At 71.6% G+C, this 26117-nt stretch carries 25 protein-coding genes; 16 read left to right on the plus strand and 9 right to left on the minus strand.

Going from position 1 to position 26117, the window contains the following annotated elements:
* Positions 1 to 38 precede the first annotated feature (38 nt).
* The 4 genes from B0I32_RS09015 to B0I32_RS09030 all read right to left on the minus strand — a co-directional run bounded on the left by B0I32_RS09015 (position 39) and on the right by B0I32_RS09030 (position 4377).
* Positions 39 to 467: an Rv3235 family protein gene (locus B0I32_RS09015; RefSeq protein ID WP_181307178.1), complete on the minus strand. Its 429-nt coding sequence runs from the start codon at positions 465 to 467 to the stop codon at positions 39 to 41.
* A gap of 222 nt (positions 468 to 689) precedes the next feature.
* Positions 690 to 1925, minus strand: coding sequence for a PTS transporter subunit EIIC (locus tag B0I32_RS09020; protein WP_106237061.1), 1236 nt, complete (start codon positions 1923 to 1925; stop codon positions 690 to 692).
* 263 nt (positions 1926 to 2188) lie between these two features.
* Complete coding sequence (locus B0I32_RS09025; RefSeq protein WP_106236686.1) at positions 2189 to 3502, minus strand: PTS transporter subunit EIIC; 1314 nt, start codon at positions 3500 to 3502, stop codon at positions 2189 to 2191.
* Between the two features lie 134 nt (positions 3503 to 3636).
* The gene (locus B0I32_RS09030) at positions 3637 to 4377 is read right to left on the minus strand and encodes a GntR family transcriptional regulator (RefSeq protein ID WP_106236687.1); all 741 of its coding nucleotides are present in this window, start codon (positions 4375 to 4377) and stop codon (positions 3637 to 3639) included.
* Positions 4378 to 4500: 123 nt separating this feature from the next.
* Here B0I32_RS09030 and B0I32_RS09035 point away from each other — a divergent pair, with 123 nt between their 5' ends.
* The 6 genes from B0I32_RS09035 to nagZ all read left to right on the plus strand — a co-directional run bounded on the left by B0I32_RS09035 (position 4501) and on the right by nagZ (position 9723).
* A complete protein-coding gene (locus B0I32_RS09035; RefSeq protein ID WP_106236689.1) occupies positions 4501 to 5535 on the plus strand; it encodes an SIS domain-containing protein in 1035 nt (344 codons plus the stop codon).
* Between the two features lie 38 nt (positions 5536 to 5573).
* Positions 5574 to 5810, plus strand: coding sequence for a PTS sugar transporter subunit IIB (locus B0I32_RS09040; protein WP_106236690.1), 237 nt, complete (start codon positions 5574 to 5576; stop codon positions 5808 to 5810).
* Positions 5811 to 5820: 10 nt separating this feature from the next.
* Entirely contained in the window at positions 5821 to 6267 is a 447-nt protein-coding gene (locus B0I32_RS09045; protein ID WP_106236692.1) for a PTS sugar transporter subunit IIA, read from the plus strand.
* Between the two features lie 158 nt (positions 6268 to 6425).
* Positions 6426 to 6686, plus strand: a complete 261-nt coding sequence (locus B0I32_RS09050) for an HPr family phosphocarrier protein (protein ID WP_106236693.1) — start codon at positions 6426 to 6428, stop codon at positions 6684 to 6686.
* Positions 6683 to 8362: a phosphoenolpyruvate--protein phosphotransferase gene (gene ptsP, locus B0I32_RS09055; RefSeq protein WP_106236695.1), complete on the plus strand. Its 1680-nt coding sequence runs from the start codon at positions 6683 to 6685 to the stop codon at positions 8360 to 8362. The genes B0I32_RS09050 and ptsP overlap by 4 nt, the downstream gene beginning before the upstream one ends.
* A gap of 59 nt (positions 8363 to 8421) precedes the next feature.
* Entirely contained in the window at positions 8422 to 9723 is a 1302-nt protein-coding gene (gene nagZ, locus B0I32_RS09060; protein ID WP_106236697.1) for a beta-N-acetylhexosaminidase, read from the plus strand.
* Between the two features lie 18 nt (positions 9724 to 9741).
* On the opposite strand, the gene B0I32_RS09065 is transcribed toward nagZ, so the two are convergent.
* A complete protein-coding gene (locus B0I32_RS09065; RefSeq protein WP_106236699.1) occupies positions 9742 to 10536 on the minus strand; it encodes a F0F1 ATP synthase subunit A in 795 nt (264 codons plus the stop codon).
* Between the two features lie 141 nt (positions 10537 to 10677).
* Here B0I32_RS09065 and B0I32_RS09070 point away from each other — a divergent pair, with 141 nt between their 5' ends.
* The 5 genes from B0I32_RS09070 (at position 10678) to B0I32_RS09090 (ending at position 14012) form a co-directional block, all read left to right on the plus strand.
* Entirely contained in the window at positions 10678 to 11334 is a 657-nt protein-coding gene (locus B0I32_RS09070) for an HAD family hydrolase (protein ID WP_106236700.1), read from the plus strand.
* An 85-nt stretch (positions 11335 to 11419) separates the two neighbouring features.
* Positions 11420 to 11929, plus strand: a complete 510-nt coding sequence (locus B0I32_RS09075; protein WP_106236702.1) for a DUF6912 family protein — start codon at positions 11420 to 11422, stop codon at positions 11927 to 11929.
* 136 nt (positions 11930 to 12065) lie between these two features.
* Positions 12066 to 12473, plus strand: coding sequence for a DUF2690 domain-containing protein (locus tag B0I32_RS09080; RefSeq protein ID WP_181307179.1), 408 nt, complete (start codon positions 12066 to 12068; stop codon positions 12471 to 12473).
* A 114-nt stretch (positions 12474 to 12587) separates the two neighbouring features.
* Positions 12588 to 13214 carry an HAD family hydrolase gene (locus B0I32_RS09085; RefSeq protein ID WP_106236705.1) on the plus strand — a complete coding sequence of 209 codons (627 nt, stop codon included), beginning with the start codon at positions 12588 to 12590 and terminating at the stop codon, positions 13212 to 13214.
* A 90-nt stretch (positions 13215 to 13304) separates the two neighbouring features.
* A complete protein-coding gene (locus B0I32_RS09090; RefSeq protein WP_106236706.1) occupies positions 13305 to 14012 on the plus strand; it encodes an HAD family hydrolase in 708 nt (235 codons plus the stop codon).
* Positions 14013 to 14130: 118 nt separating this feature from the next.
* Here the strand turns inward: B0I32_RS09090 and B0I32_RS09095 are convergent, their stop codons facing one another.
* Positions 14131 to 15741, minus strand: a complete 1611-nt coding sequence (locus B0I32_RS09095) for a penicillin-binding transpeptidase domain-containing protein (RefSeq protein ID WP_106236708.1) — start codon at positions 15739 to 15741, stop codon at positions 14131 to 14133.
* A gap of 87 nt (positions 15742 to 15828) precedes the next feature.
* On the opposite strand from B0I32_RS09095, the gene B0I32_RS09100 reads away from it, so the two are divergent.
* From B0I32_RS09100 to B0I32_RS09110, 3 genes are read left to right on the plus strand one after another with little or no spacing between them, the layout of a single operon-like run.
* Positions 15829 to 16746: a LysR family transcriptional regulator gene (locus B0I32_RS09100; RefSeq protein WP_106236709.1), complete on the plus strand. Its 918-nt coding sequence runs from the start codon at positions 15829 to 15831 to the stop codon at positions 16744 to 16746.
* Entirely contained in the window at positions 16743 to 17600 is an 858-nt protein-coding gene (locus tag B0I32_RS09105) for a serine hydrolase (RefSeq protein ID WP_106236711.1), read from the plus strand. Before B0I32_RS09100 ends, B0I32_RS09105 begins: the two co-directional genes overlap by 4 nt.
* Positions 17601 to 17658: 58 nt before the next feature.
* Positions 17659 to 19617 carry an acetoacetate--CoA ligase gene (locus tag B0I32_RS09110; RefSeq protein ID WP_106236713.1) on the plus strand — a complete coding sequence of 653 codons (1959 nt, stop codon included), beginning with the start codon at positions 17659 to 17661 and terminating at the stop codon, positions 19615 to 19617.
* Positions 19618 to 19632: 15 nt separating this feature from the next.
* On the opposite strand, the gene B0I32_RS59690 is transcribed toward B0I32_RS09110, so the two are convergent.
* Entirely contained in the window at positions 19633 to 21297 is a 1665-nt protein-coding gene (locus tag B0I32_RS59690; protein WP_245955695.1) for an alcohol dehydrogenase catalytic domain-containing protein, read from the minus strand.
* A gap of 117 nt (positions 21298 to 21414) precedes the next feature.
* Here B0I32_RS59690 and B0I32_RS09120 point away from each other — a divergent pair, with 117 nt between their 5' ends.
* Both B0I32_RS09120 and B0I32_RS09125 read left to right on the plus strand, forming a co-directional pair.
* On the plus strand, positions 21415 to 22353 hold the full coding sequence (locus tag B0I32_RS09120; RefSeq protein WP_106236714.1) for an AraC family transcriptional regulator: 939 nt from the start codon (positions 21415 to 21417) through the stop codon (positions 22351 to 22353).
* A gap of 296 nt (positions 22354 to 22649) precedes the next feature.
* Positions 22650 to 23603, plus strand: coding sequence for a L,D-transpeptidase family protein (locus B0I32_RS09125; RefSeq protein ID WP_181307180.1), 954 nt, complete (start codon positions 22650 to 22652; stop codon positions 23601 to 23603).
* Positions 23604 to 23843: 240 nt separating this feature from the next.
* Here the strand turns inward: B0I32_RS09125 and B0I32_RS09130 are convergent, their stop codons facing one another.
* Together B0I32_RS09130 and B0I32_RS09135 are read right to left on the minus strand one after the other, a co-directional pair.
* On the minus strand, positions 23844 to 24281 hold the full coding sequence (locus tag B0I32_RS09130; protein WP_106236718.1) for a hypothetical protein: 438 nt from the start codon (positions 24279 to 24281) through the stop codon (positions 23844 to 23846).
* 191 nt (positions 24282 to 24472) lie between these two features.
* A complete protein-coding gene (locus B0I32_RS09135) occupies positions 24473 to 26101 on the minus strand; it encodes an NADH-quinone oxidoreductase subunit NuoF family protein (protein WP_342751720.1) in 1629 nt (542 codons plus the stop codon).
* Positions 26102 to 26117: the final 16 nt, after the last annotated feature.

Genomic DNA, 26117 nt, shown 5'->3' on the forward strand with positions numbered 1-26117 from the left:
CGGAAAGCGAGGGTCTTCGCGTTTGTTCGCCGCTGAGGTCAGGCTGTTTCGAAATCGGTGCACAGCCATTGCAGTCCTCTTCGTTCCAGGCGTACGGCGAGTACGTGGTTGCGGTCACCGCAGTGGACGAGGGCGCACATTTCAATGGCGCCCTCGCGGGGCTCCTTCATGTGCACGCCACCGACGAAAGGCGGGCGGCCGGCCCTGAGCATCCGGCCCGCTCGGGTCAGTTCCCGGTACGCGCGGTCGGTGAGCCGGTCGGCGACGGTCTCCGGCGCGCGGCGGCCGGTGAGGACCTCGGCCAGGGCCTGGGCCAGGTGGCGCAGCTTGCGTTCGTCGGGCAGGGCGCCCGGCGGACCCCACACCATGGGGTGGGTGGAAAGGGCCAGCGCGCCGTGGGTGAACGCGCGGTTGCGCTCTTCGTCGTGGGGCGGCTCGGGGGCGGGGGTGACGCCGATGCCGGGCATGGGAACCTCCGAATGCTCGATAGGGATGGAAGAAAGAATCGTTATAAGGAGTTTTCGGCCCGGCTCAGGAATACAGACCGCACCAACTTCCGCATTCGGCGCCCGTGTTCGTCCCTATTCGGTGGGGCTGATTTCGCGGAGTTGGAGTCCTGGTGGTGAGGGGCGCAGGAGAGTTCCGGGCGTGAACGGGCGCTTTTCGGGCGGTCCTGAAACCGGTAGGGCCTACGCCTTCTGGGTTTCGGTCTCCGGGACGTCGTCCTGGGGTTCGCGGCCGGGGGTGGGCAGGTTGAGCAGGCGGATCAGGAGGGTGAAGAGGGCGTAGTAGACCACCAGGTACACCAGCCCGAACCCGATGATCAGCCCCAGGCCGTGCGTGTTGGACTTGCCGGCGTTCAGCAGCAGGTCGATGGCGCCGCCCGAGAACGTGAACCCGAGCCGCGCGCCCAGCTCGGCCATCAGCGCCATGGACAGGCCGGTCAGCAGGGCGTGGACGGCGAAGAGCGCTGGAGCGACGAAGATGAACGCGAACTCCAGCGGCTCGGTGATGCCCGTGACGAAGGCGGTCAGGCCGGCCGAGAGCATGATGCCCCCGACGGCGCGGCGGCGCGGAGGCGGGGCGGCCCGCCAGATCGCCAGCGCGGCTCCCAGGAGGCCGAACATCATCACGGGGAAGAAACCGGTCATGAAGACGCCCGCGCCCTGCTCACCGGCGAAATAGCAGTTGAGGTCGCCCGCCGCGTCCCGCGTCGCGCCGTTCACGCCGGCGTGGCAGACCGGAAGGGTGAACCAGACGATCGTGTTGAGCACGTGGTGCAGGCCGACCGGGATGAGCAGGCGGTTGGCCACGCCGTAGATGCCCGTTCCCGCCGTGCCGTGGGCCGAGAGCCAGTCGCCGACGCGCGTCAGCCAGTCGCCGATCGGCGGCCAGAGCAGGCCGAAGGCGACGCCCAGCAGCAGGGCGGCGACGGCGGTGATGATGGGGACCGAGCGGCGTCCGCCGAAGAAGGCCAGCCAGGAGGGCGTCTTGAGGCGGTGGAAGCGCTGCCAGAGCAGGGCGGCCACGAGACCGATGAGAATGCCGCCGAGGACGCCGGTGGGGTTCTGGGCGCCCAGGTCGAGGGCGGGGGCGCCGTTCCTGAGCAGCACGGTGACCTTGTCGTGGACCGCGCCCGGCCCGGACTCGAAGAACATGGTCCTGGTCACGCGGTCGAAGACGAGGTAGCCGACCAGGGCGGCGAGCGCGGTGGAGCCGTCGGCCTTGCGGGCGAAGCCGATCGCCACGCCGACGGCGAACAGCAGCGCGAGATGGTCGAAGAGGGCGCCACCGGCGGCGGCCATGACCTCGGCCACGGGCAGCAGCCAGGGCAGGGTGCCGCCCAGGCCGTCCCGGCCGAGCAGGTCGTCCTGACCGAAGCGGAAGAGCAGGCCGGCGGCGGGGAGCACCGCGATGGGCATCATCAGGGAGCGGCCGATCCGCTGCAGCACCGCGAGCGCCGAGGACGTCCAGGACGGGAGCTTGATCGTGCTCACCCGGCCCGCCACCGCGCCGGAGAAGACGAGAGCGCGGCGCCGTGAGACGTCCGGAGCGGGAGCGCGGCGCCGTGAGACGTTCGGAGCGGGAGCATGGTCGTGCTCACCCCCACGCGCGTGCGTCGATCCGTTCGGGTCGCGGGGGATGAGGGGTTACTACCCGGGAGTGGATCTCCAGGAAACGCGCCGCGTCAGGTTTCGCCGGAGTCGAGGTCGGGCTCCGGTTCGCGGCCCGGGGTCATGATGTTCAGCCGGCGGATCAGGAACGTGAACACGACGTAGTACACGACGCCGTAGATCACGCCCAGGATCAGGATGCCGGGCAGGTTCTCGGTGTTCGACTTGCCGGCGTTCAGCAGCAGGTCCAGCAGCCCGGCGGAGAAGCCGAAGCCGAGCTGGCCGCCGATGAGCGTGGTCAGGGCCATCGCCAGGCCGGTCAGGATGGCGTGGACGACCAGCAGCAGCGGCGCGACGAAGATGAAGGCGAACTCGATCGGCTCGGTGATCCCCGTGACGAACGACGCCAGCGCCGCCGACAGCATGATGCCGCCCACCGTGGCCCGCCGGTGCTTGGGCGCCGCCCGCCACATGGCCAGGGCGGCGGCCGGCAACGCGAACATCATCACGGGGAAGAACCCGGCCATGAAGTGACCCGAGGTCGGGTCGCCGCCGAAGTAGCAGTTCCAGTCGCCGCCCAGCACCCGGCCGTTCACCTCGCACTGCGGCACCACGTACCAGACCACGGAGTTGACGAAGTGGTGCAGGCCGAGGGGGATGAGCAGGCGGTTGACCAGGCCGTAGATGCCGGTGCCGATCGGGCCGATGGCCGCCAGGGCCTCGCCGGCGTGCCGGATCCACTCGCCGATCACCGGCCAGAGCCAGCCGAAGCCCACGCCGATGAGCAGCGCCACGATGGAGGTGATGATGGGCACGAAGCGCCGCCCGCCGAAGAACGCCAGCCAGGACGGCAGCTTGATGCGGTGGAAGCGCTGCCACAGGAGTGCGGCGACCAGGCCGATGACGATGCCGCCGAGGACCTTGGTGGGGTTCTGCAGGCCGTAGTTGATGATCTCGACGACGCCCTGGGGCTGGGCCTCCCTGAGCAGGACGGTGTCCCTGATGTCGGAGCCGAAGAACATCACCTTCGTCACCCGGTCGAAGACCAGGTAGCCGACCACTGCGGCCAGCGCGGTGGAGCCGTCGGCCTTGCGGGCGAAGCCGATCGCCACGCCGACGGCGAACAGCAGCGGCAGGTTCTCGAACAGGGCCGCCCCCGCCGCCTCCAGCACCTCGGCCACCTGGTTCATCCAGGACAGCCCCGCCACGTCCGCGAGCCCGCCCGGCGCCGCCCCGTTGGAACCGAGCATGTCGGGCTGGCCGAAGCGCTGCAGCAGGGCGGAGGCGGGCAGGGCGGCGATGGGCAGCATGAGGGAGCGGCCCAGCCGCTGGAGCACGGACATCACGCGAGCGAACGGCGAAGGCCGGGCGGCGGTGGTCTCGTTCACCGGGCGTTCCTCCGAGGCGTGTTGGAGCCGGTCTCGGGGCCGGAGCTCAAGGGGGAGGGAAGCTGACTCCAGGTGGTGCCCGGAGGCCGGCTCCAGGAGGCGGCGGGGGTGGGGTCGCTCGGGAGCCGGTGCGGTCAGCCTCGTCGTGAAGGCATCTCCAGCATCGTACGCAGCTGGTACCGGTCCGCGCGGTACGTGGACACCCCCAGCTCCGCGCACATGCCGCCGGAGAACGACCGGCGCTGCAGCAGCAGCACGGCCCCGCCGCGGGGAAGTTTGAGCAGGTCGGCGTCGCTCGGGTCGGCGATGCCGCCGTCTATGGTGAGCTCGCCCGCGTCCATGACGAGCCCGTACCGGCTCTCCAGCAGCTCGTACAGCGACCGGTCGGAGAGGTTGTGCTCGGCCAGGTCGGGGGCGAGCTTGACCGGGATGTGGGCCCGTTCGATGGACAGCGGCTCGCCGTCTGCGGTGCGCAGCCGTTCGATGAAGTGGACCTCCTCGCCCGGCTGGATCCCCAGCTCCTTGGCCAGGTGGGCGCTGGCGCGCACGACGCGGCGGTCGAGGTCGCGCGAGCCCGGGATCATGCCTCTGGCCCGCATGTCGTCGGTGAACGACGTGAGCTGCAGGGCCAGCTCGATCTTCGGCCGGGCGACGAACGTCCCCTTGCCGGGCACGCGGTGCAGGCGTCCCTCGGACACGAGGTGGTCGACGGCCTGGCGTACGGTCATCCTGGACAGGCCGAAGCGCTGGCACAGCTCGCGCTCGGACGGGATGGCCGCGCCGATGCTGAGCTCGTCACTGTCGATGAGGTCCAGCAGGATCTCGCGAAGCTGGAAGTACTTGGGCACCGGGCTGTCCGGATCGATGTGCGCCACGGATCCTCCCCTCGTCACTACCTGGGCAATGGGCTATGGTTCGTACTGGTCTAGTCCGGACTAGACCACATGTCGCGAAAGACGGTCAAGTCAGATCCGTAATGAGTTGAGGGATAGCCCGAGATGACCACGAAGATGCGCAGCGAGATCGCCGAGCAGCCGACCGCGCTGCGGGCCACACTGGACTCCCTGCTTCCCAAGATCGACGAGATCAGGAGCATCGGCGAGCGTACCCGCCAGCTGCTGTTCATCGCCCGCGGCACCTCGGACAACGCCGCCGTGTACGGGCGTTACCTGGTGGAATCGCACGCCGGCCGGCTGTCGGCGCTGGCCGCGCCGTCGATCGCGACCACGTACAAGCGCAAGCTCGACCTGGACGGGGTGCTGGCGGTCGCGATCTCGCAGTCGGGACGGACCGAGGAGATCGTCGAGACGCTGGCCTGGGCCAAGGACTGCGGGGCCGGCACCGTCGCGGTGACCAACGGGGGCGAGGACAGCCCGCTGGCCCTCGCGGCCGACGTCGCGCTGTGCACGGTGGCGGGCGAGGAGAAGGCCGTTCCGGCGACGAAGACGTACACGACGGGGCTGGCGGCGCTGGCCGTGCTGGCGATCGGCCTGGGCGCGGACGTGGACGTGGACGAGCTGCGGCGGGTGCCCGAGGCGGTGGAGAAGCTGATCGCCGAGCCCGGCGACCTGGAGGCCGTGGTCCAGGGGCTGCTCGACAAGCCGGGCGTGGTCGTCTCGGGGCGCGGGCTGGCCTTCTCGACCGCGCTGGAGACCGCGCTGAAGCTCAAGGAGGCCTGCTACCTGCACGCCATGGGCCTGTCGTACGCCGACCTGCTGCACGGCCCGATCGCCGTCGTGGACGCCGACACGCCCGCGCTGCTGGTGGCGGCCGAGAACAGCCCGACGCTGCAGGGCACGGTCGCGCTGGCCGAGCGGGTGGTGGCGGCCGGCGCGGCGGCGTACACGATCGGCGGCGGCACCGCGCTCGCCCAGGCGGGCACGGCCGCGCTGAACGGCCCCGACCTGCCCGAGTGGCTGGCCCCCATGGGCCTGATCGTGCCCGGCCAGCTGCTCACCGAGGCCCTGGCACGCCGGCTCGGCATCGACCCCGACGCGCCGCGCGGTTTGAACAAGGTCACCCAGACCGACTGATCTAGCCTGGTCAGAGTGTCGATCCGAGGGAGGGCCCGATGGCGGCCGACGCGAACGCGATCATCGCCGCACTGGGCGGCGCCGACAACATCATCGAGATAGAGCCCTGCATCACCCGGCTGCGCACGGAGGTGCACGACGCGTCCAAGATCGATCAGGCGGCGCTGCGGGCGGCCGGCGTGCATGGCGTGATGGCCACGGGGAACGTGATTCAAGTCGTCGTCGGACCGGAGGCGGACACGATCGCCAGCGACATCGAGGACATCATCGGCTAAGGGCGAGACCATGACGACTGTTCTCGCCCCGGTTGAGGGGGCAGCTGTGGGGTTGGCCGCCGTGCCCGATCCGGTTTTCTCGGCGGGCATGGTCGGTCCGGGAACGGCGATCGACCCGTTGCGGGGGCCTGGCCAGGCCGTGGCCCCCATAGCGGGAAAAATAATGAAACTGCATCCGCACGCGTACGTCATCGTGGGGGACGACGGCCGGGGCGTGCTGGTGCACCTGGGCATCGACACGGTTCAGCTCAAGGGGGAGGGGTTCCGCCTGCTGGCCGCGGAGGGTGACCGGGTCGGCGCCGGGCAGCCGGTGGTGGCCTGGGACCCCGCCGCCATCGAGGCCGGCGGGCGTTCGCCCGTCTGCCCGATCGTCGCGCTCGACGCGCTCTCCGGGGCCCTGACCGGGTTCGCGGAGGGCGCGGTGCACGTGGGCGACGAGCTGTTCCGGTGGGAATAGCGAACGTCTCCATCGGCGTGACGGCGGCGCCGGGGCGCGAAGAGTAGCGGCGGGAACCGCCACAATAGGCAGTACCGCCGGGTTTCGACCCCGATCGGCGGCATGGGCAGACGGAGGTCCGGCTGGTCTGGACCGGTAGTGAAGGAGGAACGACGACAATGGGTGAACGCAAGGTCACCGTGGCGGCGGAAGTGGGGCTGCACGCCCGCCCCGCGGCGACGTTCGTCCAGCGGGCGAAGCTGGCCCCGATGGACATCACGGTGACGAAGTCCCATGGCGGCGACTCGGTCAACGGCAAGAGCATCCTCGCGATCATGGCCCTGGACGTCAGGCAGGGCGAGACCGTGGTGATCTCCGCCGACGGCGAGGGCTCCGAGGAGATCCTCGACGAGCTGGCCGCGATAGCCAGTACGCCATGAACCTGCGGGGGGTGGGGGTCAGCCCGGGAATCGGGCACGGCCCCTCTTATGTGCTCACCGTCTCCGTGCCCGAACCCCCCGAGGGCGCCACGTACACCGGTGAGGCGGAGCAGGAGAAGGAGCGCGCGATGGCCGCGCTCACCCAGGTCGCGGGCGAGCTGGAGGCCCGCGGCAACCAGGCGGGCGGCAAGGCCGAGGAGATCCTCAAGGCCCAGGCGCTGATGGCCGAGGATCCCGGCGTGGTCGTGAAGGTGCGATCGCTGATCGACCGCGGCCTGGCCGCCCCCAGGGCGGTCTTCGAAGCTTTCACGAAATATCGGGACGTGCTCGCGGGGTCCGGCGGCTACCTGGGCGAGCGGGCCGCCGATCTGGGCGACATCAGGGACCGGGTGATCGCGCAGCTCTACGGGCAGCCCGTGCCGGGGCTTCCGCTGGCGCCGGAGCAGCCGTACGTGCTGGTCGCCAGGGACCTCGCCCCCGCCGACACGGCGCTGCTGTCCAGGGACGAGGTGGTCGCGTTCGTCACCGAGGAGGGCGGCCCCACCAGCCACACCGCGATCATGGCCAGGGCGATCGGCGTGCCCGCCGTGGTGGCCTGCCCGGGCGCGACCGGCATCCCGGCGGGCGTGGAGGTGATGGTGGACGGCACCTCCGGCGAGGTGCGGGTCGCGCCCGCCGAGTCCGACGTGGCCGACGCGGTCGGCGCCGCGACGGCCCGCCGGGCCGCGCTCGCGTCGTGGAACGGTCCAGGAGCGACCTCCGACGGCCATCCGGTGCCGCTGCTGGCGAACGTGGGCGGCCCGGCCGAGCTGGACGCCGCCGTGGCCGCGGGCGCCGAGGGCATCGGGCTGTTCAGGACCGAGTTCCTCTACCTCGATCGCGCCGACCCGCCCTCGGCCGAGGAGCAGCGGCGGGCGTACCGGGCGGCGCTGGCGGCGTTCCCCCGGGAGAAGGTGGTGGTGCGCACGCTCGACGTCGGCGCGGACAAGCCGCTGGCCTTCCTGCCCGCGCCCGCGGAGCCGAACCCGGCGCTGGGGGAGCGCGGGCTGCGCAGGTTCATGCGCTCGCCCGCGATGATGGACGTGCAACTCGCCGCGCTGGCGGCGGAGGCGGCCGAGAGCACCGGCGCGGGGCTGCGGGTGATGGCGCCGATGGTGGCCACCGCCGAGGAGGCCACCTGGTTCACCAGGGAGTGCGCCGACCACGGCCTCACCGACGTGGGCGTCATGATCGAGATCCCGGCCGCCGCGCTGCGGGCCGCGGACCTGCTGGCCATGGTCGACTTCGTGTCGATCGGGACCAACGACCTGAGCCAGTACGCCTTCGCCGCCGACCGCCGCCTCGGGGCCGTGAGCGCGCTGCACGACCCCTGGCAGCCGGGGCTGCTCGACCTGGTGGCCATGACCGCCGAGGCCGCCACGCGGGTGGGCAAGCCGTGCGGGGTGTGCGGGGAGTCGGCCGCCGATCCGGCGCTGGCCTGCGTGCTCGTCGGGCTGGGGGTCTCGTCGCTGTCGATGGCGCCGTCCGCGCTGGCCGGCGTACGTGCCGGGCTGGCCGCGCACTCGCTGGAGCAGTGCCGTGCGGCGGCGCAGGCCGCGCGGGCGCAACCGTCGGCGTCGGACGCGCGCACGGCGGCCCGGGTCCACCTGCCGGGCCTGGCCGGTCTGGGGTTGTAGCCCTCGCGTCCGGGCGGGCGCGGACCCGGGCGGGTCGTCGGATGGATACCTTGGGAGGCATGCTTCGACGGATCGGTACGACAGGGCTCCTGGTGGTCGCGCTCGCTGCGTGCGGCGGTGGCGGCGGATCGGCGGGGGCGGAGCCGACCGGAGGCAAGGCCGCGCCGCCCGCGCGGATGGCGCAGAGCACGCCGGCCACTCCGGCCGAGCGGACGCCGGCGGCGCCCAGCCCGGTCCAGCGCGCCCTGTCGGGGATGAGCGTCGAGGAGAAGGTCGGCCAGCTCTTCATGCCGGTCCTGTACGGCACCGCCGCCGACACGGTCTCCGGCGAGAACCAGGCCCGCTACGCCGCCGGCACCCCGGCCAAGGTGGTCGCGAAATACCACCTGGGCGGGGTGATCCTCTTCCCGCACAACGTGAAGAGCACCGGCCAGGTCGTCGGCCTCACCAACGGCCTGCAGCGCGGCTCCAAGAAGATCCCGCTGCTGATCGGCACCGACCAGGAGAACGGCCTGGTGTCCAGGATGTCCGCGCTCATGACAGACTTCCCCGGCGCCTCCCGGATCGGCGCGACCAAGGACACCGGCCTGTCGCGGGCCGTGGCCAAGGCGACAGGAGAGGAGCTGCGCGCGCTCGGCGTCAACCTCGACTTCGCCCCCGTCGCCGACGTGAACGTCAATCCGCGCAACCCCGTCATCGGCCGCCGGGCCTTCGGCGACGATCCGAAGCGGGTGGCCACCATGGTGAGCGCGGCGGTCAAGGGCTTCGCCGACGCGAAGATCGCGGCCACCGCCAAGCACTTCCCCGGCCACGGTGACACCTCCGTCGACAGTCACACCGGGCTGCCGGTGATCAAGCACACGAAGGCGGAGTGGGAGCGGATCGACGCGCCGCCGTTCAAGGCCGCCATCGCGGCGGGGGTGGACGCCGTGATGAGCGCCCACATCGTCTTCCCCAAGCTGGACCCGTCCGGCGATCCTGCGACGCTGTCCAAGCGCATCCTGACCGGCCTGCTGCGGGAGAAGCTCGGGTTCAAGGGCGTGATCTCCACCGACGCGCTCAACATGGCCGGGGTGCGCAAGAAGTACGACGACGGGGAGATCGCGGTGCGGGCCGTGCTGGCCGGTGCCGACCTGCTGCTCATGCCGAACGACCTGCCGAAGGCGTACAAGGCGGTGCTGGGGGCGGTGAAGTCGGGGCGGATCTCGCGCGAGCGCCTCGACCAGTCGGTCACCCGGCTGCTGACGCTCAAGCAGAACAGGGGACTGCTGGCCGAGGCGCCGGTGGCGTCGGTTGAGCGGGCAGGCGACGTGCTGCGCTCGTCCGCCCACCGCAAGCTGGCCGCCCGCGTGGGAGGCTAGCGGCGTACGAGGCAGGCGTCAGTGTGAGCCGTGCAGCCCGCTGGCGATGAACATGCCGGCGAGCATGGCGAACAGGAACGCCTGCAGGAACTGGACGAGCAGCTCGAACGCCGTCATCACGATCGCCATCAGCACGCCGAGGACGCCGAGACCGGCGCCGAGCGGGGTGAGCCGCTCGAACAGGAACCAGAAGCCCACCGAGCTGAAGAAGGCCACGATGATGTGGCCGGCGAACATGTTCGCGAACAGCCGGACGAAGTGGGTGAACAGCGAGGTGAGGAACACCTCGGCGAGGATCATCGGCGCGTAGAGCGCGTACGCCCAGCCGGGCAGCCCCGGCAGGTGCACGATGCCGCGCAGGTATCCGCGCACGCCGTGGTGGCGGACGCCGAGGTAGAGCTTGATCACGTACACGCTGATCGCCAGCACGGCGGGGAAGGCGATATGGGCGGCCACGGGGAACTGGACGAGCGGCACGATGCCCATCAGGTTCCAGCCGAGCACCGTGAGGAAGACCGTCAGGAGCAGGCCCATCCAGCGGTCGGCGTCCTTGCCCAGGTTGGGCCGGGCGATCTGGTCACGGACGAAGACGTAGGCGTACTCCCCGAGGCTCTGCCAGCCACGCGGCACGATCTTCGGTCTGGCGAACGCGGCCCAGCACACGGCGATGACGACGACCGAGCTGAGCAGGGCTATCAGAACGGGTTTGGTGAACCACTCGGGGCCTCCGGGGATGATCGGCGCGAACTGGAAGAGGTCGAGCCCGGGGGCGGTCCACTGGTCAGGAGAGGTGATCAGGATCGTCGTCCGCACGGCGGTCCCTTCTGGGGAGCGATGAACGCTGGACGGTCACCTTAACCGGACAAATCGGATGTCCTTTTATGGGGTTAAATCCGGAGTTGAACGGCGTACCCGGCGGTATGACTCCATTCCCGGACGCTCTACCCTAGAACGATGGTTACCGGTGTGCTCATCGACTGGGGCGGAGTGCTGACCACCAGCCTCTCCGACTCCATCGCGCGCTGGATCGTGGCGGACAGGATCGACCGCGACCACTACTACGCCGTGATGCGCGAGCTGATCGACCACGCCTACAAGGGCGGCGACGGCGAGAGCGTCGTGCACGCCCTCGAACGCGGCGAGATCGACGGGCCCTCCTTCGAGCGCGACCTGGCCGCCCGCCTGATGACCCTCGACGGCGTGCCGCCGGTGGCGGAGGGGCTGCTGGAGCGGATGTTCGCCGGCTTCGAGCGGGTGGACGCCATGTACGACATGCTGCGCGACGTCCGCGCGAGCGGCGTCAGGACCTGCCTGCTGTCCAACTCCTGGTCGAACACCTACCCCCGGGACGACTGGGACGAGCTCTTCGACGAGATCGTGATCTCCGGCGAGGTCGGCATGCGCAAGCCGGAGGAACGCATCTTCCGCCACGCGCTGACCCGGATCGGGCTGGCCGGCGAGGAGTGCGTGTTCATCGACGACATCGAGGCCAACATCGTCGCCGCCCGCGCGCTGGGCATCGCCGGCATCCATCACCGCGACGCGGACACCACCATCGCGGAGCTGGAGGGCGTGCTGCGGCTCACCCTGCGTGAAACAGGCCGGAAGTAGTCCCGTCCGCACGGCCGTGACCAGGCGCTATGAGTAAGGTTGCGGTCTGGTGAGGCAGGTTCCCCGTGGTTTGGAAAGGTTCTGCATGCGCGTCTATCTGCCGTGCACTCTCGTGGCCCTGGCCGCGGCGGTCGAGGCGGGAGAGCTCGGCCCGGCCCCGCTGACCGGCTACGCGGTGACCCCCGCGCTGACCGAGTGGTACGCCTCCGGCGACACCGAGGAGCTCGAATACGTCGCGCTCACCGAGGCGGCCCGCGCCTCCCTGCGGCTGCTGGCCGCCGGCCGCGCCGGCGGCGTCGAGGCCCCGCCCAGGCGGGTGGTGGTCGCGGCCGAGGTGCCGGATCGCGCCGCGAGCGCCGGCGCCGACCTGGAGGAGCGGGCGAGGGTACGCCTCGCCGAGCCGATCCCGATGGCCAAGGTGGCCGCGGTGCACATCGACGACGACTACGCGGCGGCCGACATCGAGGCCGCCGTCGCCGCCCTGCCCGCCTCCGACGCGGGCGACGACGACGCGCGCTTCACCGTGGACGGCGCCGAGGCCCACGAGCTGATGTGGTACGCGACCCAGGAGATTCCCGACCTGCTGAGTTCGTAACGGTGAGATCACGCCGGGTGTGCTTCCTGACCGCGCGGTGTCAGGTGTCGCTAGGGTCCCGGACGAAGCACTGTTATCTTCTCAAAGGAGTCGGTTCCACGTGATGCGTCGATTTGCGGCGATTGTCGTAGGAGCGGTGACGTTGCTGGCGGGTTCGCCCGCGCACGCCCAGTCCGCGAAGCCGTACGACCACAAGGACCCCTACAAGAGCGGCTGCGGCACGTCCGCGCGGGTGGTCAAGTCGGCCAAGATCACCAGCAGGGTGAACGGCGAGGTCGGGACGATCAAGCTCATGTGGTCGGGCCGCTGCAAGACCAACTGGATCGAGGTCAAGACCGGCACCAGCATGACCGGCACGATCAACGTGTACACCAGGGACGGGCGTCACGACGCGTTCCGGTTCAAGCGCGGCAACGGCGGCCGCCACTGGGGCAACATGCTCTGGGCGAACAACATGTGCGCCTGGGGCAGCGTCTCCGTCCAGTGGAACGGCGGGCGCGGCGGCCAGAACGGCTCCGGCACCACCCCCAAGGCCTGCAAGTAGCTCCGGGCCTCTCCGGCGAGGCTCGCAGGGAGCTCCCGGCCGGGGGCGGCGGCCACATGGTCCGCGCCCCCGGTTCACCGGAATGTCATACCCGCCGTCTAGGCTTGGCGGGAAATGACGAAACACATCATCTGGGATTGGAACGGCACCCTCTTCCACGACATCGACGCCGTGGTCGGCGCCACCAACGAGGTCTTCAAGCCGTACGCGCTGCCCGTTCTGACCGCTGACGGATTCCGCGCGGTCTACACCCGCCCCATCTGGCTCGCCTACGAGCGCCTGCTCGGCCGCCCGCTCGACGAGGGCGAGTGGCAGCTGCTCGACGACGGGTTCCACGAGCACTACTTCCGGCTGGCCGACATCTGCGGCCTGGCGGTGGGCGCCGAGGCGGCGCTGACCGGCTGGACCGGCACCCAGTCGCTCTGCTCGATGGCGCCGCACGCCCACCTGGTGCCCAAGGTCGACTCGTTCGGCATCACCCGGCACTTCACCAGGGTCGACGGCCTCACCGGCGCCACCGGCGGCGAGAAGGCCGCCCACATGACCGCCCACATCGCGGCCATCGGCGTCGACCCGGCGGAGATCCTGGTGATCGGCGACAGCGTGGACGACGGGCTGGCCGCCCGCCACGTCGGCGCGCGGGCGGTGCTCTACACCGGCGGCATGACACCGCGGGCCGAGCTGGAGAGCACGGGGCTGCCGGTGGTCGACACCCTGGCCGAGGCCATGGATCATGCCTGATCGTGATTAGATTCCCGAGGCGGGAGCCCTGAGAGCGGCGACGGCCGTACCCTTGCAGGGATTACTCAGGAGGCAGCCATCAACCGCCTTGTGCTGTGGAACGTCGACCTGACGCTCGTCGACGTGGCCATCGTGACCAGGGACGCCTACGCCGAGGCGTTCCGCTTCGTGACCGGGCGCCCCCTGGTCAAGCTCGTCCCCCCGATGGGCCGGCCCGACTCGGAGATCGTCTTCGAGACACTGGCCGTCAACGGCGTCGTGGCCGAGGACGGCCATCTGCCGAAGTTCCTGGCCGCGCTGGCCACCGCGTTCGCCGACCGGCGCGGGCGGCTGGCCAAGGAGGGGCGGATGATGCCCGGGGCCAAGGACGCGCTGAAGTCGGTGTCGCGGCTCGACGGCGTGGTGCAGACCGTGCTGACCGGCACGATCAAGAGCAACGCGGTGCACAAGCTGAAGGCGTTCGGGCTCGACAAGCACGTCGACTTCGAGCTCGGCGGCTACGGCGAGGAGGTCTATCCCAAGGCGACGCTGCTGCAGGTCGCGCAGTCGCGGGCCAAGCAGCGCTACGGCACGCCGTTCACCCCGGCCAACACCGTGGTGATCGGCGACTCCACGCGCGACGTGCAGGCCGCCAAGATCGGCGGGGCGGCGATGATCGGGGTCGCCTCCGGGCGGTCGATGGCGGCCGAGTTGCGCGAGGCGGGGGCCGACGTGGTGCTGCCCGACCTGTCCAACGCCTCCGAGGTGGTGGCCGCGGTCGCGGGCCTGACCTCGCCGCTGGACCGCAAGGCGGGCTGAACGGCCGCCGGCCGCAGCCCGCCCCGCCCGACACGGCCGTCACCGGCCCGGCGGCTCCCCACACCGCGCCGCCGGCCCGTCCCAGGGCCCGCGAGGCGGGTGATCCCGCCGGACCCGGTCAGCCGAGGGCTTTGAGGAAGCGGGCCGCGATCGGGGCCGCCACGGCCGAGCCGGCCCCGCCGCCCTCCACGATGACCGAGAACGCCAGGTCCCCCTGGTACCCGACGAACCACGAGTGCGCGGGCGGCTCCTTGCCCGAGCCGTACTCCGCCGTCCCCGTCTTGCCCGCCGTGCCGGCCGGGAAGCTCACGCCGTGCGCGGTGCCGTCGGTGACGACGGCGGGCATGAGCTCGCGCAGCGCCGTCACCACCCCCTTCTCCAGCGGGCGCGGGTTGCCGGGCTGCCCGTCGGGGATGTGCTCGGCGGTGACCAGCCGGGGCGGGATGTACGCGCCCGAGGCGATCGCGGCGGCCACCGAGGCCATGTTCAGGGGGCTCGCCAGCACCCGGCCCTGCCCGATCGCGGCGGAGGCCAGGTCGGTGTCGTCCTTGGGGTCGGGGAACTCGGCCCGCACGGCCGGCACGCCCGGCGTGATCGCGGAGCCGAAGCCGAAGCTCCTGGCCACCTCGGCCAGCCGCCCGCCGTTCAGCCGGGCCACGCTCATCTCCCCGAACGTGGTGTTGCAGGAGTGCGCGAACGCGTTCTGGAACGACAGCGTGCCGAAGTCCTCGAAGCCCGCGTTGTGGAACGGGAAGCCGCCGATGTTCTTCTCGGCCGGGCACGACACCTGCCGGTCCGGCCGGACGCCGTCCGCCACCAGCGCGGAGGCGGTCACGACCTTGAACGTCGAGCCCGGCGGGTACTTGCCGAGCAGCGCCCGGTTGAACCCGCCCGGCGCGTTGACCACGGCCAGGATCTCCCCGGTCGAGGCCCGCAGCGCCACCAGGGAGACCGGTTTGTCCACGCCCTTGACCGCCTGGGCCCCCGCCCGATGCACCTTCAGGTCGAGGGTGGTCTGGATCGGCCGGTAGCCGCCGGGCTCGACGACGTTCCTGACCAGCCGGTCGCCCTGGTAGAGGGCGATCCCGGAGCGGATCGGCGAGTCGAAGCGGTCGGGGAAGGTCTGCTTCATGCCCTCGACGAGCTGCTGCACCGACCCGGGGGCGTCCGCGCCGCCGACGTCGGTGCCGTCGGCGGCCAGGACCCGTACGGGGTCGGCCCGCCGCGTCGTCACCCGCAGCGCGAGGCCCTTCTTCAGCAGCGGGTGGAGCGCGGCGGGCGTCCAGGCCACCTTCCACGTGCCGCCGCGCTCGACCAGCCGCAGCTCGCCGTCGTAGTCCCAGTCGAGCGGCCCGGTCAGCTTCGCCTGGAAGGAGACCTTTCCGTCGGGGGAGCTCTCGCGGGCGAAGACCCCCGTCGGGCGCGGACGGACGAAACTCGCCTGGGTGAGCTTGAGGTCGGCGCGGAAACGGCGGTGCCAGGCTTCGAAGTCGGCCGGCGGGTCGACGACCAGCTCGCGCATCGCCGCGTAGTCCTGCTCGGCCCAGGCGGCGAGGTAGCGGTCGGCCGTCTCCTCGGGTGAGCCCTCCGTACGCAGCGCCCAGACGACGCCGCCGGCCGCGAGGAGCGGGACCAGCAGCCCCGCCAGGATCCACGGCCATCTCCTGCGGCGCCGCACCGGCCGCTCCGGCCGCAGGTAGGCGTAGTTTGTCCCCGTTTGTGGTGCCATGACGCAGAGGACATCAGAGATACGACATAGGTGTCCAATACTGATATGAGGGTCACATAGATATAAAGCCGGATATAGTGGCTGGTCATGGACCTGGTCCGGCACCTTCGCTACTTCATCGCGGTGGCGGAGGAACTCCACTTCGGCAACGCGGCCATCCGGCTCGGCATGGCCCAGCCGCCGCTCAGCCAGCGCGTCAAACGCCTGGAGGAGGAGCTCGGCGTACGGCTCTTCGACCGCTCGGCCCGCCAGGTCCGGCTCACCGAGACGGGCCGGCTGCTGCTCGGCGAGGCCCGCGAGATCGTCTCCAGGGTGGAGCGGCTGCACGAGCTGGCCAGGCAGGGCGAGGGCGCCGTGCTCAAGGTCGGCGTGCCGCCCGACCTCGCCGCCACCGTGCTCGCCGCCCTGGTCGCGGGCTTCCGCGAGACCAGCCCCGACGTACGCCTCGCGCCCGCCGAGATCTGGACCGCCGACCAGGTGACCGCCCTGGCCGAGGGCACGATCGACGTCGGCCTCGTCCGCCACCCGGTCAATGCGCCCGGGCTGCGCTTCGGGCAACTGCTGGTGCAGGCCCAGGGCGTGCTGCTGGCCGCGGCCGACCCGCTGGCGGACGTGGGAGAGGTGCACCTGGCCGACCTGGCGGGGCGCGAGCTGCTGATGCCGCCCAAGGAGGGCGAGCCCGGCTGGCACGCCGAGGTGCTGGCGGAGTGCCGCCGGCAGGGGTTCGTCCCCCAGCAGGTGCACGAGGGCGCCGGGCTCGGGCTGGTGCTGGCGGGGGCGGCGGTGGCGTTCGGGCCGAAGGTGGAGCTCCCGGGGCTGGCCTGGCGGCCGCTGCTAGGCTCGCCGATCGCGAGCCGGGTCTCCACCGCCTGGCGCGCGGTGACGGTCGCGGCCACCGACTTCTCGGCCATGGCCGTACGGACGTTGAAGGAGAGCGCCGGGATGACGGACGAGGGCGCCGCGACCGCGCGGCGGGTGAGCCGCAGGCCGGGGATGCTGGCATGAGCGCGCCCGACTTCGAGAGCCTGTTCCGCACGGCCGGCGTCACCGGCTGGCTGCACGCGGCCGACATCGACACCGGGCGTGAGATCGGGATCGGCTCCGACGATCCGCTGCCCATGGCCTCGATGTTCAAGGTGCCGCTGCTGGTGGCGCTGTGCAGGCAGGCCGACGCCGGCCTGCTCGACCCGGCCGAACGGATCACGGTGACCGGGGCCGGCCGCTCGCCGGGGCCGACGGGGATCTCGGCGATGCTCGACGAGGTGACGATCTCGCTGCGCGACCTGGCGTACCTGATGATCGCGGTGAGCGACAACACCTCGGCCGACACCCTGCTCGCCCGGATCGGGCAGGACACGATCAACGCCATGCTCGACTCGTTCGGGCTGGACGGGACGCGGGTCGTGCAGGGCGCGGGGGAGAGCGTCGACAGCCTGGGCCGCGACACCGGCCACGGGTGGCCGTTCGTGGATCCCGACGACATAGAGCGGCTGAGCGCGCTGGACCCGGCCCGGTCCAACCGCAGCACCCCACGGGAGATGACCCGGCTGTTCGGCCTGATCTGGCGGGACGAGGCCGCCTCCGCCGCCTCGTGCGCCTGGATGCGGGGCGTGCTCAACGCCCAGGTGTGGCCGCACCGGCTGGCCTCGGGATTCCCGTACGACGACGTGGCCGTCAGCGGCAAGACCGGCACCCTGCCGACCCTGCGCTGCGAGTCCGGCGTCGTCGACTACCCCGACGGCGGCCGGTACGCGGTGTCGGTCTTCACCCGCTCCTTCAGCACCGCGCTCAACCAGCCGCGCGCCGACGCGGTGATCGGAACCTCCGCGCGTATGGCGGTGGACCACCTACGGAGGTAGCAAGTTATGGGGAAAGGCGGGTATGACATTCCCCTGGACGGGCGACAGGATGGGGCACATGGTTGCTGAGGGTGAGCTTCTGTGGGAACCGGGCGAAGAGATCAAGGCGTCGGCGAAGCTGACCCGCTACCTGCGGTGGCTGGGCAGATCCGGCGACTACGAGGACGCCTGGCGCTGGTCGGTCGAGCATCCCGCCGAGTTCTGGACGTCGATCTGGGACTACTTCGAGGTGATCGGCGACCGGGGTGACGGGCCCGTGCTGTCGGGCAAGATGCCGGCGGTCACCTGGTTCGGCGGCAGCTCGATCAACTACGCCGAGAACGCGCTGCGCCGTACGGAGGGCACCGCGCTGGTGTTCGTCTCCGAGGACGGCGGCCGGCAGGAGCTGACCTGGGCCGAGCTGCGCGAGGAGGTCGCCCGCGTCAGGACCGGCCTGGTCCGGCTCGGCGTGGGCCGGGGCGACCGGGTGGCCGCCTACCTGCCCAACATCCCGCAGGCCCTGATCGCCTGCCTGGCCACGGCCTCGCTCGGCGCGATCTGGTCGGCCGGCTCGCCGGACTTCGGCGTGCCGAGCATCGTCGACCGTTTCAAGCAGATCGAGCCCAAGGTGCTCATCGCCGTCGACGGCTACCACTACAACGGCAAGAGCTACGACCGCTCCGCCGCCGTCAACGAGATCGCCGCCGCGCTGCCCACGCTCCGCGCGACCGTGTGGATCCCCTACCTGGCGGCGGCCGACGACGGCCGGGCGCCGCAGCACGCCGAGCCCGGTCCCGGGCACACCCAGGAGGTGCCGCACGGCGAGGTGATCGGCTGGGAGGGGCTGCGCGCCGAGGAGGGGCCGCTGGAGTTCGAGCGGGTGCCGTTCGACCATCCGCTGTGGATCCTCTACTCCAGCGGCACGACCGGGCTGCCCAAGCCGATCGTGCACGGGCACGGCGGCGTGGTGCTGGAGCACCTCAAGTCACTCGCCTTCCACCAGGACCTGGGCGAGGGCGACGTGTTCTTCTGGTACACGACCACGGGCTGGATGATGTGGAACTACCTCATCGGCGGCCTGCTGGTGGGGGCCACGCCCGTGCTGTACGACGGCTCGGCCACCTTCCCCTCGCCGGCCGCGCTGTGGCGGATCGCCGACTCGGAGGACGTGACGTACTTCGGGGTCGGGGCGCCGTACATCATGGCCTCGCTGAAGGCCGGCCTCCATCCCGAAGGGCTCGAACGGCTGCGCGGGGTCGGCTCGACCGGGTCGCCGCTGCCGCCCGAGGGGTTCGCCTGGCTCGCCGCCGAGCTGCCCGGCACGCCGCTCGGCTCGTTCTCCGGCGGCACCGACGTGTGCACGGGCTTCGTCGGGGCCACCATGCTGCATCCGATCAGGGCCGGCATCATCCCCTGCCGGTCGCTGGGGGCGCGGGTGGAATCGTACGATCCGGCCGGCGAACCGGTCGTCGGCGAGGTGGGCGAGCTGGTGATCACCCAGCCGATGCCGTCGATGCCGGTGAAGTTCTGGAACGACCCCGGCGGCGAGCGCTACACCGAGAGCTACTTCGACGTCTATCCCGGCGTGTGGCGGCACGGCGACTGGATCAAGATCAACGAGGACGGCAGCTGCGTCATCTACGGCCGCTCCGACTCGACGCTCAACCGGGGCGGTGTCCGGATGGGCACCAGCGAGTTCTACCGCGTCGTCGAGCGGTTCGAGGAGATCGCCGACAGCCTCGTCATCGACACCGGCCAGCTCGGGCAGGAGGGCCGCCTGCTCCTGTACGTGACCCTCGCCGAGGGGGCCGACCTCGAAGAGCCGCTGCAGCGGGCGATCTGCGACGCCCTGCGGACCGAGCTGTCGCCGCGCCACGTGCCCAACGAGATCCACGTCGTGCCCGGCATCCCGCGCACGTTGTCGGGCAAGAAGCTCGAGGTGCCCGTACGCAAGATCCTGCTGGGCACGCCCGTCGAGCAGGCCGCCAATCCGGACGCCATGGCCAACCCCGAGGTGCTGCGGCACTTCGTGAGGTGACCTCGCCGCTCTGGTTCAGGGGATGAGGGTGATCTTGCCGCGCAGGTCGCCCGCCTCGGCCCTGCGGTGGACGTCGGCGAGGCCGGAGAGCGGATGCGACTCCGCGACCTCGACCATCAGCCCGCCTTCGTCGATCAGCTCGGCGAGGCGGGTGAGCTGACCGGGGTCGGCGCGCATCACGAAGTGGGCGCCGCCCTCGATCGGGGTCGCGATCGAGACCGTGACCCGGGCGAGCCCGGCCAGCTCCGCCGCCGTGCCGTCGGCCAGCGGGATCAGGTTCAGCAGGACGTCCAGGTCGCGGGGGAGCGGGGTCGCGGTGTAGTCGATCACCTCGTCGGCGCCGAGCCGGCGCACCGCGGCGGTGCTGCGCGGACTGGCCGTGGCCGTGACGTGGGCGCCGGCCAGCTTGGCGAGTTGGACGGCGAACAGGCCGACGCCGCCGCCCGCGCCGTTGACCAGCACGCGCCTCCCGGGAGTGACATGGGCGTGCTCGTGGACCGCCTGCCAGGCGGTGAGCCCGGCCACCGGGACGGCCGCGGCGTCGGCGAGCGGAATCCGGCGCGGGGCCCGGACCAGTGACTCCGCCGGGGCCACCGCGTACCCGGCCGCCGCGCCGCCGGCCATGCCGAAGACCCGGTCGCCGGGGGTCAGGCCGGTGACGTCCGTCCCGGTCGCCACCACCGTGCCGGAGACGTCCCAGCCGAGCGTGTGCGGCGGTTCCACCCGGAACACCTCCGGCAGCAGCCCGGTACGCAGGCCGATCTCCGACGGGTTGAACGCGGTGGCGGCCACCTCCACCAGCACCTCTCCCGGTCCGGGCTCGGGCGTGCGGACCGTGTCGTACCGGATCACCGAGGCGTCACCGAAGCCGTGCATGCGGGCCGCCCGCATCGTGGGGGCGGCCACGGGCACGCGGAAGTCCTCCGCGTGCTCCTCCACCCACTGCCGGAACGGGATCGCCGGCTCCTTCGTGACCTCCTCGACCACCGAGGTGGCCGGCAGCGGCCGCCGGGCCAGCTCCGCCTGGGCGCGCAGCACCTCCTCGACCGCCTCGGGCGGCAGGCCGTCGGACTCCAGGGCCGCGCGGGCGTGCTCGGGCGGGACCTCCACCCAGCGTGCCGGGAGGCCGGTGACCTCGGAGATGATCCGGACCTGGTCGGCCTGGGAGATCGTCTCGGGGCCGGTCAGGTCGTAGGCCGCGCCGTGGTGACCCTCGTCCAGCAGCGCCCGCACGGCCACCGCCGCGACATCCCGCTCGTGCACGGGTGGCATGGCCGCCGCCCCGTACGCGCCGCGGACCGCCCCCGCCCTGATCCGCCTGGCCCAGCGCAGCGTGTTGGCCGCGAACGCGTGCGGGCGCAGGAACGTCCACGCGCCGGCCGTCCGAGCGATCAGCCGCTCGATCTCGCGCTCGTGCTCCCTGCGCGCGGCCGAGGACAGGTAGACCACGCGCCCGGCCCGCCCGGCGACGGCCTCGATCACCTCCCTCGCGCCCTCTGCCGTGCCGAACGGCCACACCAGCAGCACCGCGCTCACGCCGTCCAGCGGCAGCGTACCGGGGTCGCGCAGGTCGCCCGTGGCCCTGCTCGCCGGCACCACCTCGGCTCCGGCCCGGCGCAGCAGCGCCGCCGCGGACCGCCCGACCGTGCCGGTCGCCCCGGTGACCAGAATCCGTCCCATCACGCCCTCCTCGCCTCAAATCGCATCGATGGAAACCGTAGAGGGGCTGGATGAGATGGCCAATGTGTTCTCGTCTCGCTGTCATACGCGAGCGTCTTGCCGGTTAGAGTTCTCGGCATGGACGTGCTGAGCGACGTGATCACCATCATGCGGACCGGGCGGCCCCGCTCGGCCCGCGTCGAGTGGCGCGCCCCCTGGGGGCAGCGCTTCCCCTCGGCCCCTGGATCGGCCGGCTTCCAGGTGGTCCTGCAGGGCTCGTGCTGGCTGCTGCCGCCCGGCGAGCCGGCCCTCGCGCTGTCCGCGGGTGACGTGGTCTTCTTCCCGCACGGTCACGGCTACGCCATGGCCGACCACCCGTCCACGCCGGTGACCGAGCCCGCGTGCGACCCGGCCGAGGAGCGCGGCCTGTTCGCCTCCGCGTCGGTCGGCGGGCAGGGGGCGAGCACGGTGCTGCTGTGCGGCGGCTACCGGCACGACCCCGACCGGGCCCATCCGCTCCTGCGCGACCTGCCCGAGCTGATCCACCTGCCCGCGGGGCCGGGGCTCAACTCCGAGGTACGCGCCGCCGTCCACCTGCTCGGGGCCGAGATCCGCCAGCCCAGACTGGGCGCCGACACCGTCGTGTCGTCCCTGCTCGACATGCTGCTGCTGTACATCCTGCGGGCCCACTTCAGCAACGATCACGGCGACTGCCAGGTCGACGGCTGGGCGGCGGCGCTGGCCGATCCGGGCGTCAGCGCGGCGCTCGACGCCATCCACCGCGATCCGGCCCATCCGTGGACGGTGGCCGAGCTGGGGGCGCGGGCGGGGCTGTCGCGGGCCGCGTTCGCGCGCCGGTTCGCCGCGCTGGTGGGGCAGCCGCCGCTGGCGTACCTCACCTGGTGGCGGCTGGCCAGCGCCGGGCGGCTGCTGCGGGAGACGGACGCGCCATTGAGCGAGATCGCGGGGCGGGTGGGGTACGGGTCGGAGTTCGCCTTCGCCAACGCGTTCAAGCGGGACTACGGCGTCGCACCCGGCCGGTACCGGCGCACGGTCGCGGAGTGCGTGCGGGAGTGAGTGGCGGTTTCGCGGGATCACTGCCTATTTTTCCACTAAAGGCCGATTTAGCGTGATCGGCTTTATTAGCCGGGACTTTTGCTTGATAAAAACCATGAATTCTCGGCGGTGGGGGTAGGCGTTGATTTATGAGGATAAAGCTTCAAAGAATTGCCGCTCTCGGACTCGGAACCATGGTCGCCTGCGGCCTCCCGGCGGTCGCGGAGGCAGGCACAAGCCGGTCGGAATCGGGTCGGCCTGGGGCGGGCCGGACGGAAGCAGGTCGGACGGAGACGGGCCGGCCAGGGGCGCGCCGGATGGACCCCGGCAGGCCGGGGGCGGGGCGCGCGGACACGGGGCGGCCGGGGGCGGACCGGGCGGACGCGCGCAGGTCGAAGAACAGGTGGGCGGACGCGGGGCGGCCGGGCTCCAGGTGGGTGGAGCGGGACCGGCCGGGCACGGGCCGGGCGGGGGCGTCGCGGTCGGACACCAGGTGGTCGGACACCAGACGGGCGGACACCAGACGGGCGGACACCAGACGGGCGGACACGACGCGAGCGGGCGGCACGCAAACGAGCACGACGCCGACGGGCACGACCCGGACGGGCGCAGGGCGGACGGACGCCGGGCAGGCGGGGAGCGCGTCCACGGGGGCGGTCGCGGGGGCGCTGCTGCGGCCGGGTGACCGCGGCGAGGCCGTCAGGCTGCTGCAGCGGCGGCTGCACGCCGGCCACTACTACTACGGCAAGATCAACGGCGTCTACGACGAGCAGACCAAGTTCGCGGTGTGGGCGCTGCAGAAGAACCGCAGGATGGCGCCCAAGGGCGAGGTCGGGCGCCAGGTCTGGAACGCCCTCGACAAGCCCGCCCGCCGCCGCCCGCTGGTCCCGAACGGCGGCCCCGACCGGGTGGAGATCAACCTGCGCGACCAGTTCCTCACCGTCTACCGCGACCGCAAGCCGGTGCTGTTCTCGCACATCTCCACGGGCGCCGAGGTGCGCTACTGCGAGGGCGGGCGCTGCGGGACCGCGATCACGCCGGTCGGCGACTTCCGCGTGCAGACCCGCGCGCCGGGCTGGACCACCGGACGCCTTGGGTCGATGTTCAACTCGCTCTACTTCACGGGGGGCATCGCCATGCACGGCTCGACGAAGGTGCCGCTGCGCCCGGCCTCCCACGGCTGCGTACGCCTGCCGATCGAGACGTCCAAGCGCCTGTACGAGATGGTCAAGGTCGGCGAGCCCGTGTACGTCCGAGGCAAGATCATGTGAGCCCGGTGATAAGCATTTCGCCGAATATCCGGATTAGCTCCGATATAACTCGCATGTGCGTAACCCGGGAAATATCGGGATGTGTTGCCGGGCGATATATACCGGGCCGGCGCGTGCCGAAAAGGACGACGGCCGTGCGCCGGAAAGACGACGGCCGTGCGCCGGAAAGACGACGGCCGCGCCGAACGCCATCCGCCCCCGCACCGTCCGCTGATCCGCGGCGAGAGGGCGGATGACTCGCTACAACGGCGTGCCGGTCCCGTTCAGCCAGCTGCCGTAGAGGGTGCTGGTCCTCGTGCAGCGACCCGCGAAGCAGACGAAGCTCACCTTGATCGACCGGTGCCGGTAGACCGTCGGATTGAACTTGCGAACGATGCGTCCGTTGACGCACTGGTCGTACACCTTGGCCGTGCGCACACCGTTCTGGTTGTAGATCTCCGTCTTGCTGGTCGACGACGTCTCGGTTCTCTTGTGCCGCTTGACGCTGTGCGTCGCCGGGTCGTAGGTCCTCGTTCCGAGATAGGTCCTCCACTCACCACCACAATGACCCCGGTCCTCCGACCAGTAGAGGTAGGGCTTGACGGTGTCGGCGGCGGCGGCCTGCATCCCGCCGGCTCCGGCGGCCATCCCGGAAGCGACCATCGCCGCCGCCATGAACCTTGTGAGCCACTTGCGCATGATTCGTCCCCATTCCGGAGTCATCGCATCCTGTGGAACCCGGCTGCCTGCCACAGTGCCGCAGGGCGGAATACGCACGGAACATCTCCGGTACACGCGAGAACCCGGCGGGTCACGGCACCTCCCGACGATCATGAGAGATCATCGGGGAGCCCGCGAACAACCGCCGGGTTCGTCACATACGCGTCAGGTCACGCCGTTCCTCCGACTCCCGAGATCCGGGGGATGCCCACCCGCGTGAGCCGGGGCACGCTCTCTCCCGCCTTCTTCAGCACGCCGTCCTTGACCAGCCGCAGCTGCTTGCCCGGGGCCGGCTTGGGAGCGCCGCCGTGGTCGCCGCCGCTCTGGGCCAGGCGCAGGGCCAGCGCGGGGCACATGTCGACGGCCCGGCGCGCCTCCTTGGCCATGAACCCGGGGATCGTGTTGAACGACGGGAAGCCGTAGTCGTCCAGCTCCACGAACTCGGGCAGCAGGTGCGCGCACAGCCCGTGCCCCGCACAGCGGGACCAGTCGACCTCCAGCCGGTACTCCGGCTCGGGCTCGCGCTCGGGCATCGGCAGCACCCCGCGTACGGGGCGGCCGCAGGAGCCCTGCTCCAGGTGCTGGGCGATCTCGATCTCGAACGCGTCCAGCGCGGACAGCACGAACTTGGCCGTGCCGTCCGGGTGGAAGCAGGCCCCGCGCCGCTCGACGCCGCGCACGCAGCGCCGTACGGCGTCCACCGAGCCGGTGCCCTCGACCAGGGCGTACATGGCCCTGGCGATGTCGGGCAGGCCGAGCCGGCACGGCCCGCACTGGCCCGCGGACTCGGCCGCGAGGTAGGCGGCGACCCGGGCGGCCTCGCCCAGGGCGCAGGTCGCCTCGCCGAGCGGGACGATGATCCCGGCCCCGAGGGTGGCGCCGGCCTGCTTCATGCCCTCGCGGGAGAGCACGGCGGTCTCGACGACGTCGGCCGACAGCCACGCGCCGTGGTAGCCGCCGATGAGGACGCCGTCGCCGACCTCCGCCTCGCACAGGCCGAGCACGTCCGCCAGGTACGTCCCGGTCGGCGCCTCGATGACGGCGCCGTTGGCCGCGCCGCCGCTGACGGTGAGCAGGATGGTGCCGGGCTCCTTGGCGGTGCCCACCTCGGCGTACTTCTCCGGCCCGTACTCGGCCAGCAGCGCGAACTGCGCGTACGTCTCGGTGTTGGACAGCAGTGTGGGCAGCCCGTCCACGCCGCTGGTCGCGGCCCGCTTCTTGCGGCCGGGAGGAATGCCCTCCTCGCCGTTCACGGCCTTGACCAGCGCGCCGCCCTCGCCGGAGATGAACCGCTCCTTGATCCCGACCACGCGGATCGGGACCCGGCTCTCGGCTCCGCCGGAGACGTTGGCCGCGCGGCGCTCGGCCACGGCGGCGGCCACGGACGCCTCGGCGACCTCGCCGCCGGCCGTGGCGACGACCACCTCGCGGGCGCCGAGCGCCTCGGCCGCCAGCACCGCGCCGTCCAGCACCAGGTGCGGGTTGCGGGTGAGCAGCATGGCGTCCTTGGAGCTGGCCGGCTCGCCTTCCGCGCCGTTGACCAGCACCACGCACTCACCGCCTGGGCCGGTCGCGTCGGCCACGGCACGCAACTTGCGGGCGAAGGGGAAGGCCGCTCCCCCTCGCCCGCGCATGTCCACCTCGTTGGCGTACGAGATGAGCTCGCCCAGCTCCCTGGGCTCGACGAGCCCGTGGAGCGTGCGGTGGGCGGGCAGGTCGAGCCGTCGGCAGTGGTCCAGCCCGGCGGTCAGCCGGGCCGGACCCATGCGTAAGACCCGTGGCACTCTGGCCGGAATCACAGTCGCTCCTTGGGAC

Origin of the sequence: Nonomuraea fuscirosea, assembly GCF_003001935.1 — a bacterium.
Classification (GTDB): Bacteria; Actinomycetota; Actinomycetes; order Streptosporangiales; family Streptosporangiaceae; genus Nonomuraea; species Nonomuraea fuscirosea.

What these genes read in the sequence shown, in the direction of transcription:
- B0I32_RS09015 (WP_181307178.1), bottom strand. Translation starts at nt 467, where the DNA reads ATGCCCGGCATCGGCGTCACCCCCGCCCCCGAGCCGCCCCACGACGAA.
- B0I32_RS09020 (WP_106237061.1), bottom strand. Translation starts at nt 1,925, where the DNA reads ATGATGCCCATCGCGGTGCTCCCCGCCGCCGGCCTGCTCTTCCGCTTC.
- B0I32_RS09035 (WP_106236689.1), top strand. Translation starts at nt 4,501, where the DNA reads ATGACCACGAAGATGCGCAGCGAGATCGCCGAGCAGCCGACCGCGCTG.
- B0I32_RS09040 (WP_106236690.1), top strand. Translation starts at nt 5,574, where the DNA reads ATGGCGGCCGACGCGAACGCGATCATCGCCGCACTGGGCGGCGCCGAC.
- B0I32_RS09045 (WP_106236692.1), top strand. Translation starts at nt 5,821, where the DNA reads ATGACGACTGTTCTCGCCCCGGTTGAGGGGGCAGCTGTGGGGTTGGCC.
- B0I32_RS09050 (WP_106236693.1), top strand. Translation starts at nt 6,426, where the DNA reads ATGGGTGAACGCAAGGTCACCGTGGCGGCGGAAGTGGGGCTGCACGCC.
- ptsP (WP_106236695.1), top strand. Translation starts at nt 6,683, where the DNA reads ATGAACCTGCGGGGGGTGGGGGTCAGCCCGGGAATCGGGCACGGCCCC.
- nagZ (WP_106236697.1), top strand. Translation starts at nt 8,422, where the DNA reads ATGCTTCGACGGATCGGTACGACAGGGCTCCTGGTGGTCGCGCTCGCT.
- B0I32_RS09070 (WP_106236700.1), top strand. Translation starts at nt 10,678, where the DNA reads ATGGTTACCGGTGTGCTCATCGACTGGGGCGGAGTGCTGACCACCAGC.
- B0I32_RS09075 (WP_106236702.1), top strand. Translation starts at nt 11,420, where the DNA reads ATGCGCGTCTATCTGCCGTGCACTCTCGTGGCCCTGGCCGCGGCGGTC.
- B0I32_RS09085 (WP_106236705.1), top strand. Translation starts at nt 12,588, where the DNA reads ATGACGAAACACATCATCTGGGATTGGAACGGCACCCTCTTCCACGAC.
- B0I32_RS09095 (WP_106236708.1), bottom strand. Translation starts at nt 15,741, where the DNA reads ATGGCACCACAAACGGGGACAAACTACGCCTACCTGCGGCCGGAGCGG.
- B0I32_RS09100 (WP_106236709.1), top strand. Translation starts at nt 15,829, where the DNA reads ATGGACCTGGTCCGGCACCTTCGCTACTTCATCGCGGTGGCGGAGGAA.
- B0I32_RS09105 (WP_106236711.1), top strand. Translation starts at nt 16,743, where the DNA reads ATGAGCGCGCCCGACTTCGAGAGCCTGTTCCGCACGGCCGGCGTCACC.
- B0I32_RS09110 (WP_106236713.1), top strand. Translation starts at nt 17,659, where the DNA reads ATGGTTGCTGAGGGTGAGCTTCTGTGGGAACCGGGCGAAGAGATCAAG.
- B0I32_RS59690 (WP_245955695.1), bottom strand. Translation starts at nt 21,297, where the DNA reads ATGGGACGGATTCTGGTCACCGGGGCGACCGGCACGGTCGGGCGGTCC.
- B0I32_RS09120 (WP_106236714.1), top strand. Translation starts at nt 21,415, where the DNA reads ATGGACGTGCTGAGCGACGTGATCACCATCATGCGGACCGGGCGGCCC.
- B0I32_RS09125 (WP_181307180.1), top strand. Translation starts at nt 22,650, where the DNA reads ATGGACCCCGGCAGGCCGGGGGCGGGGCGCGCGGACACGGGGCGGCCG.
- B0I32_RS09130 (WP_106236718.1), bottom strand. Translation starts at nt 24,281, where the DNA reads ATGCGCAAGTGGCTCACAAGGTTCATGGCGGCGGCGATGGTCGCTTCC.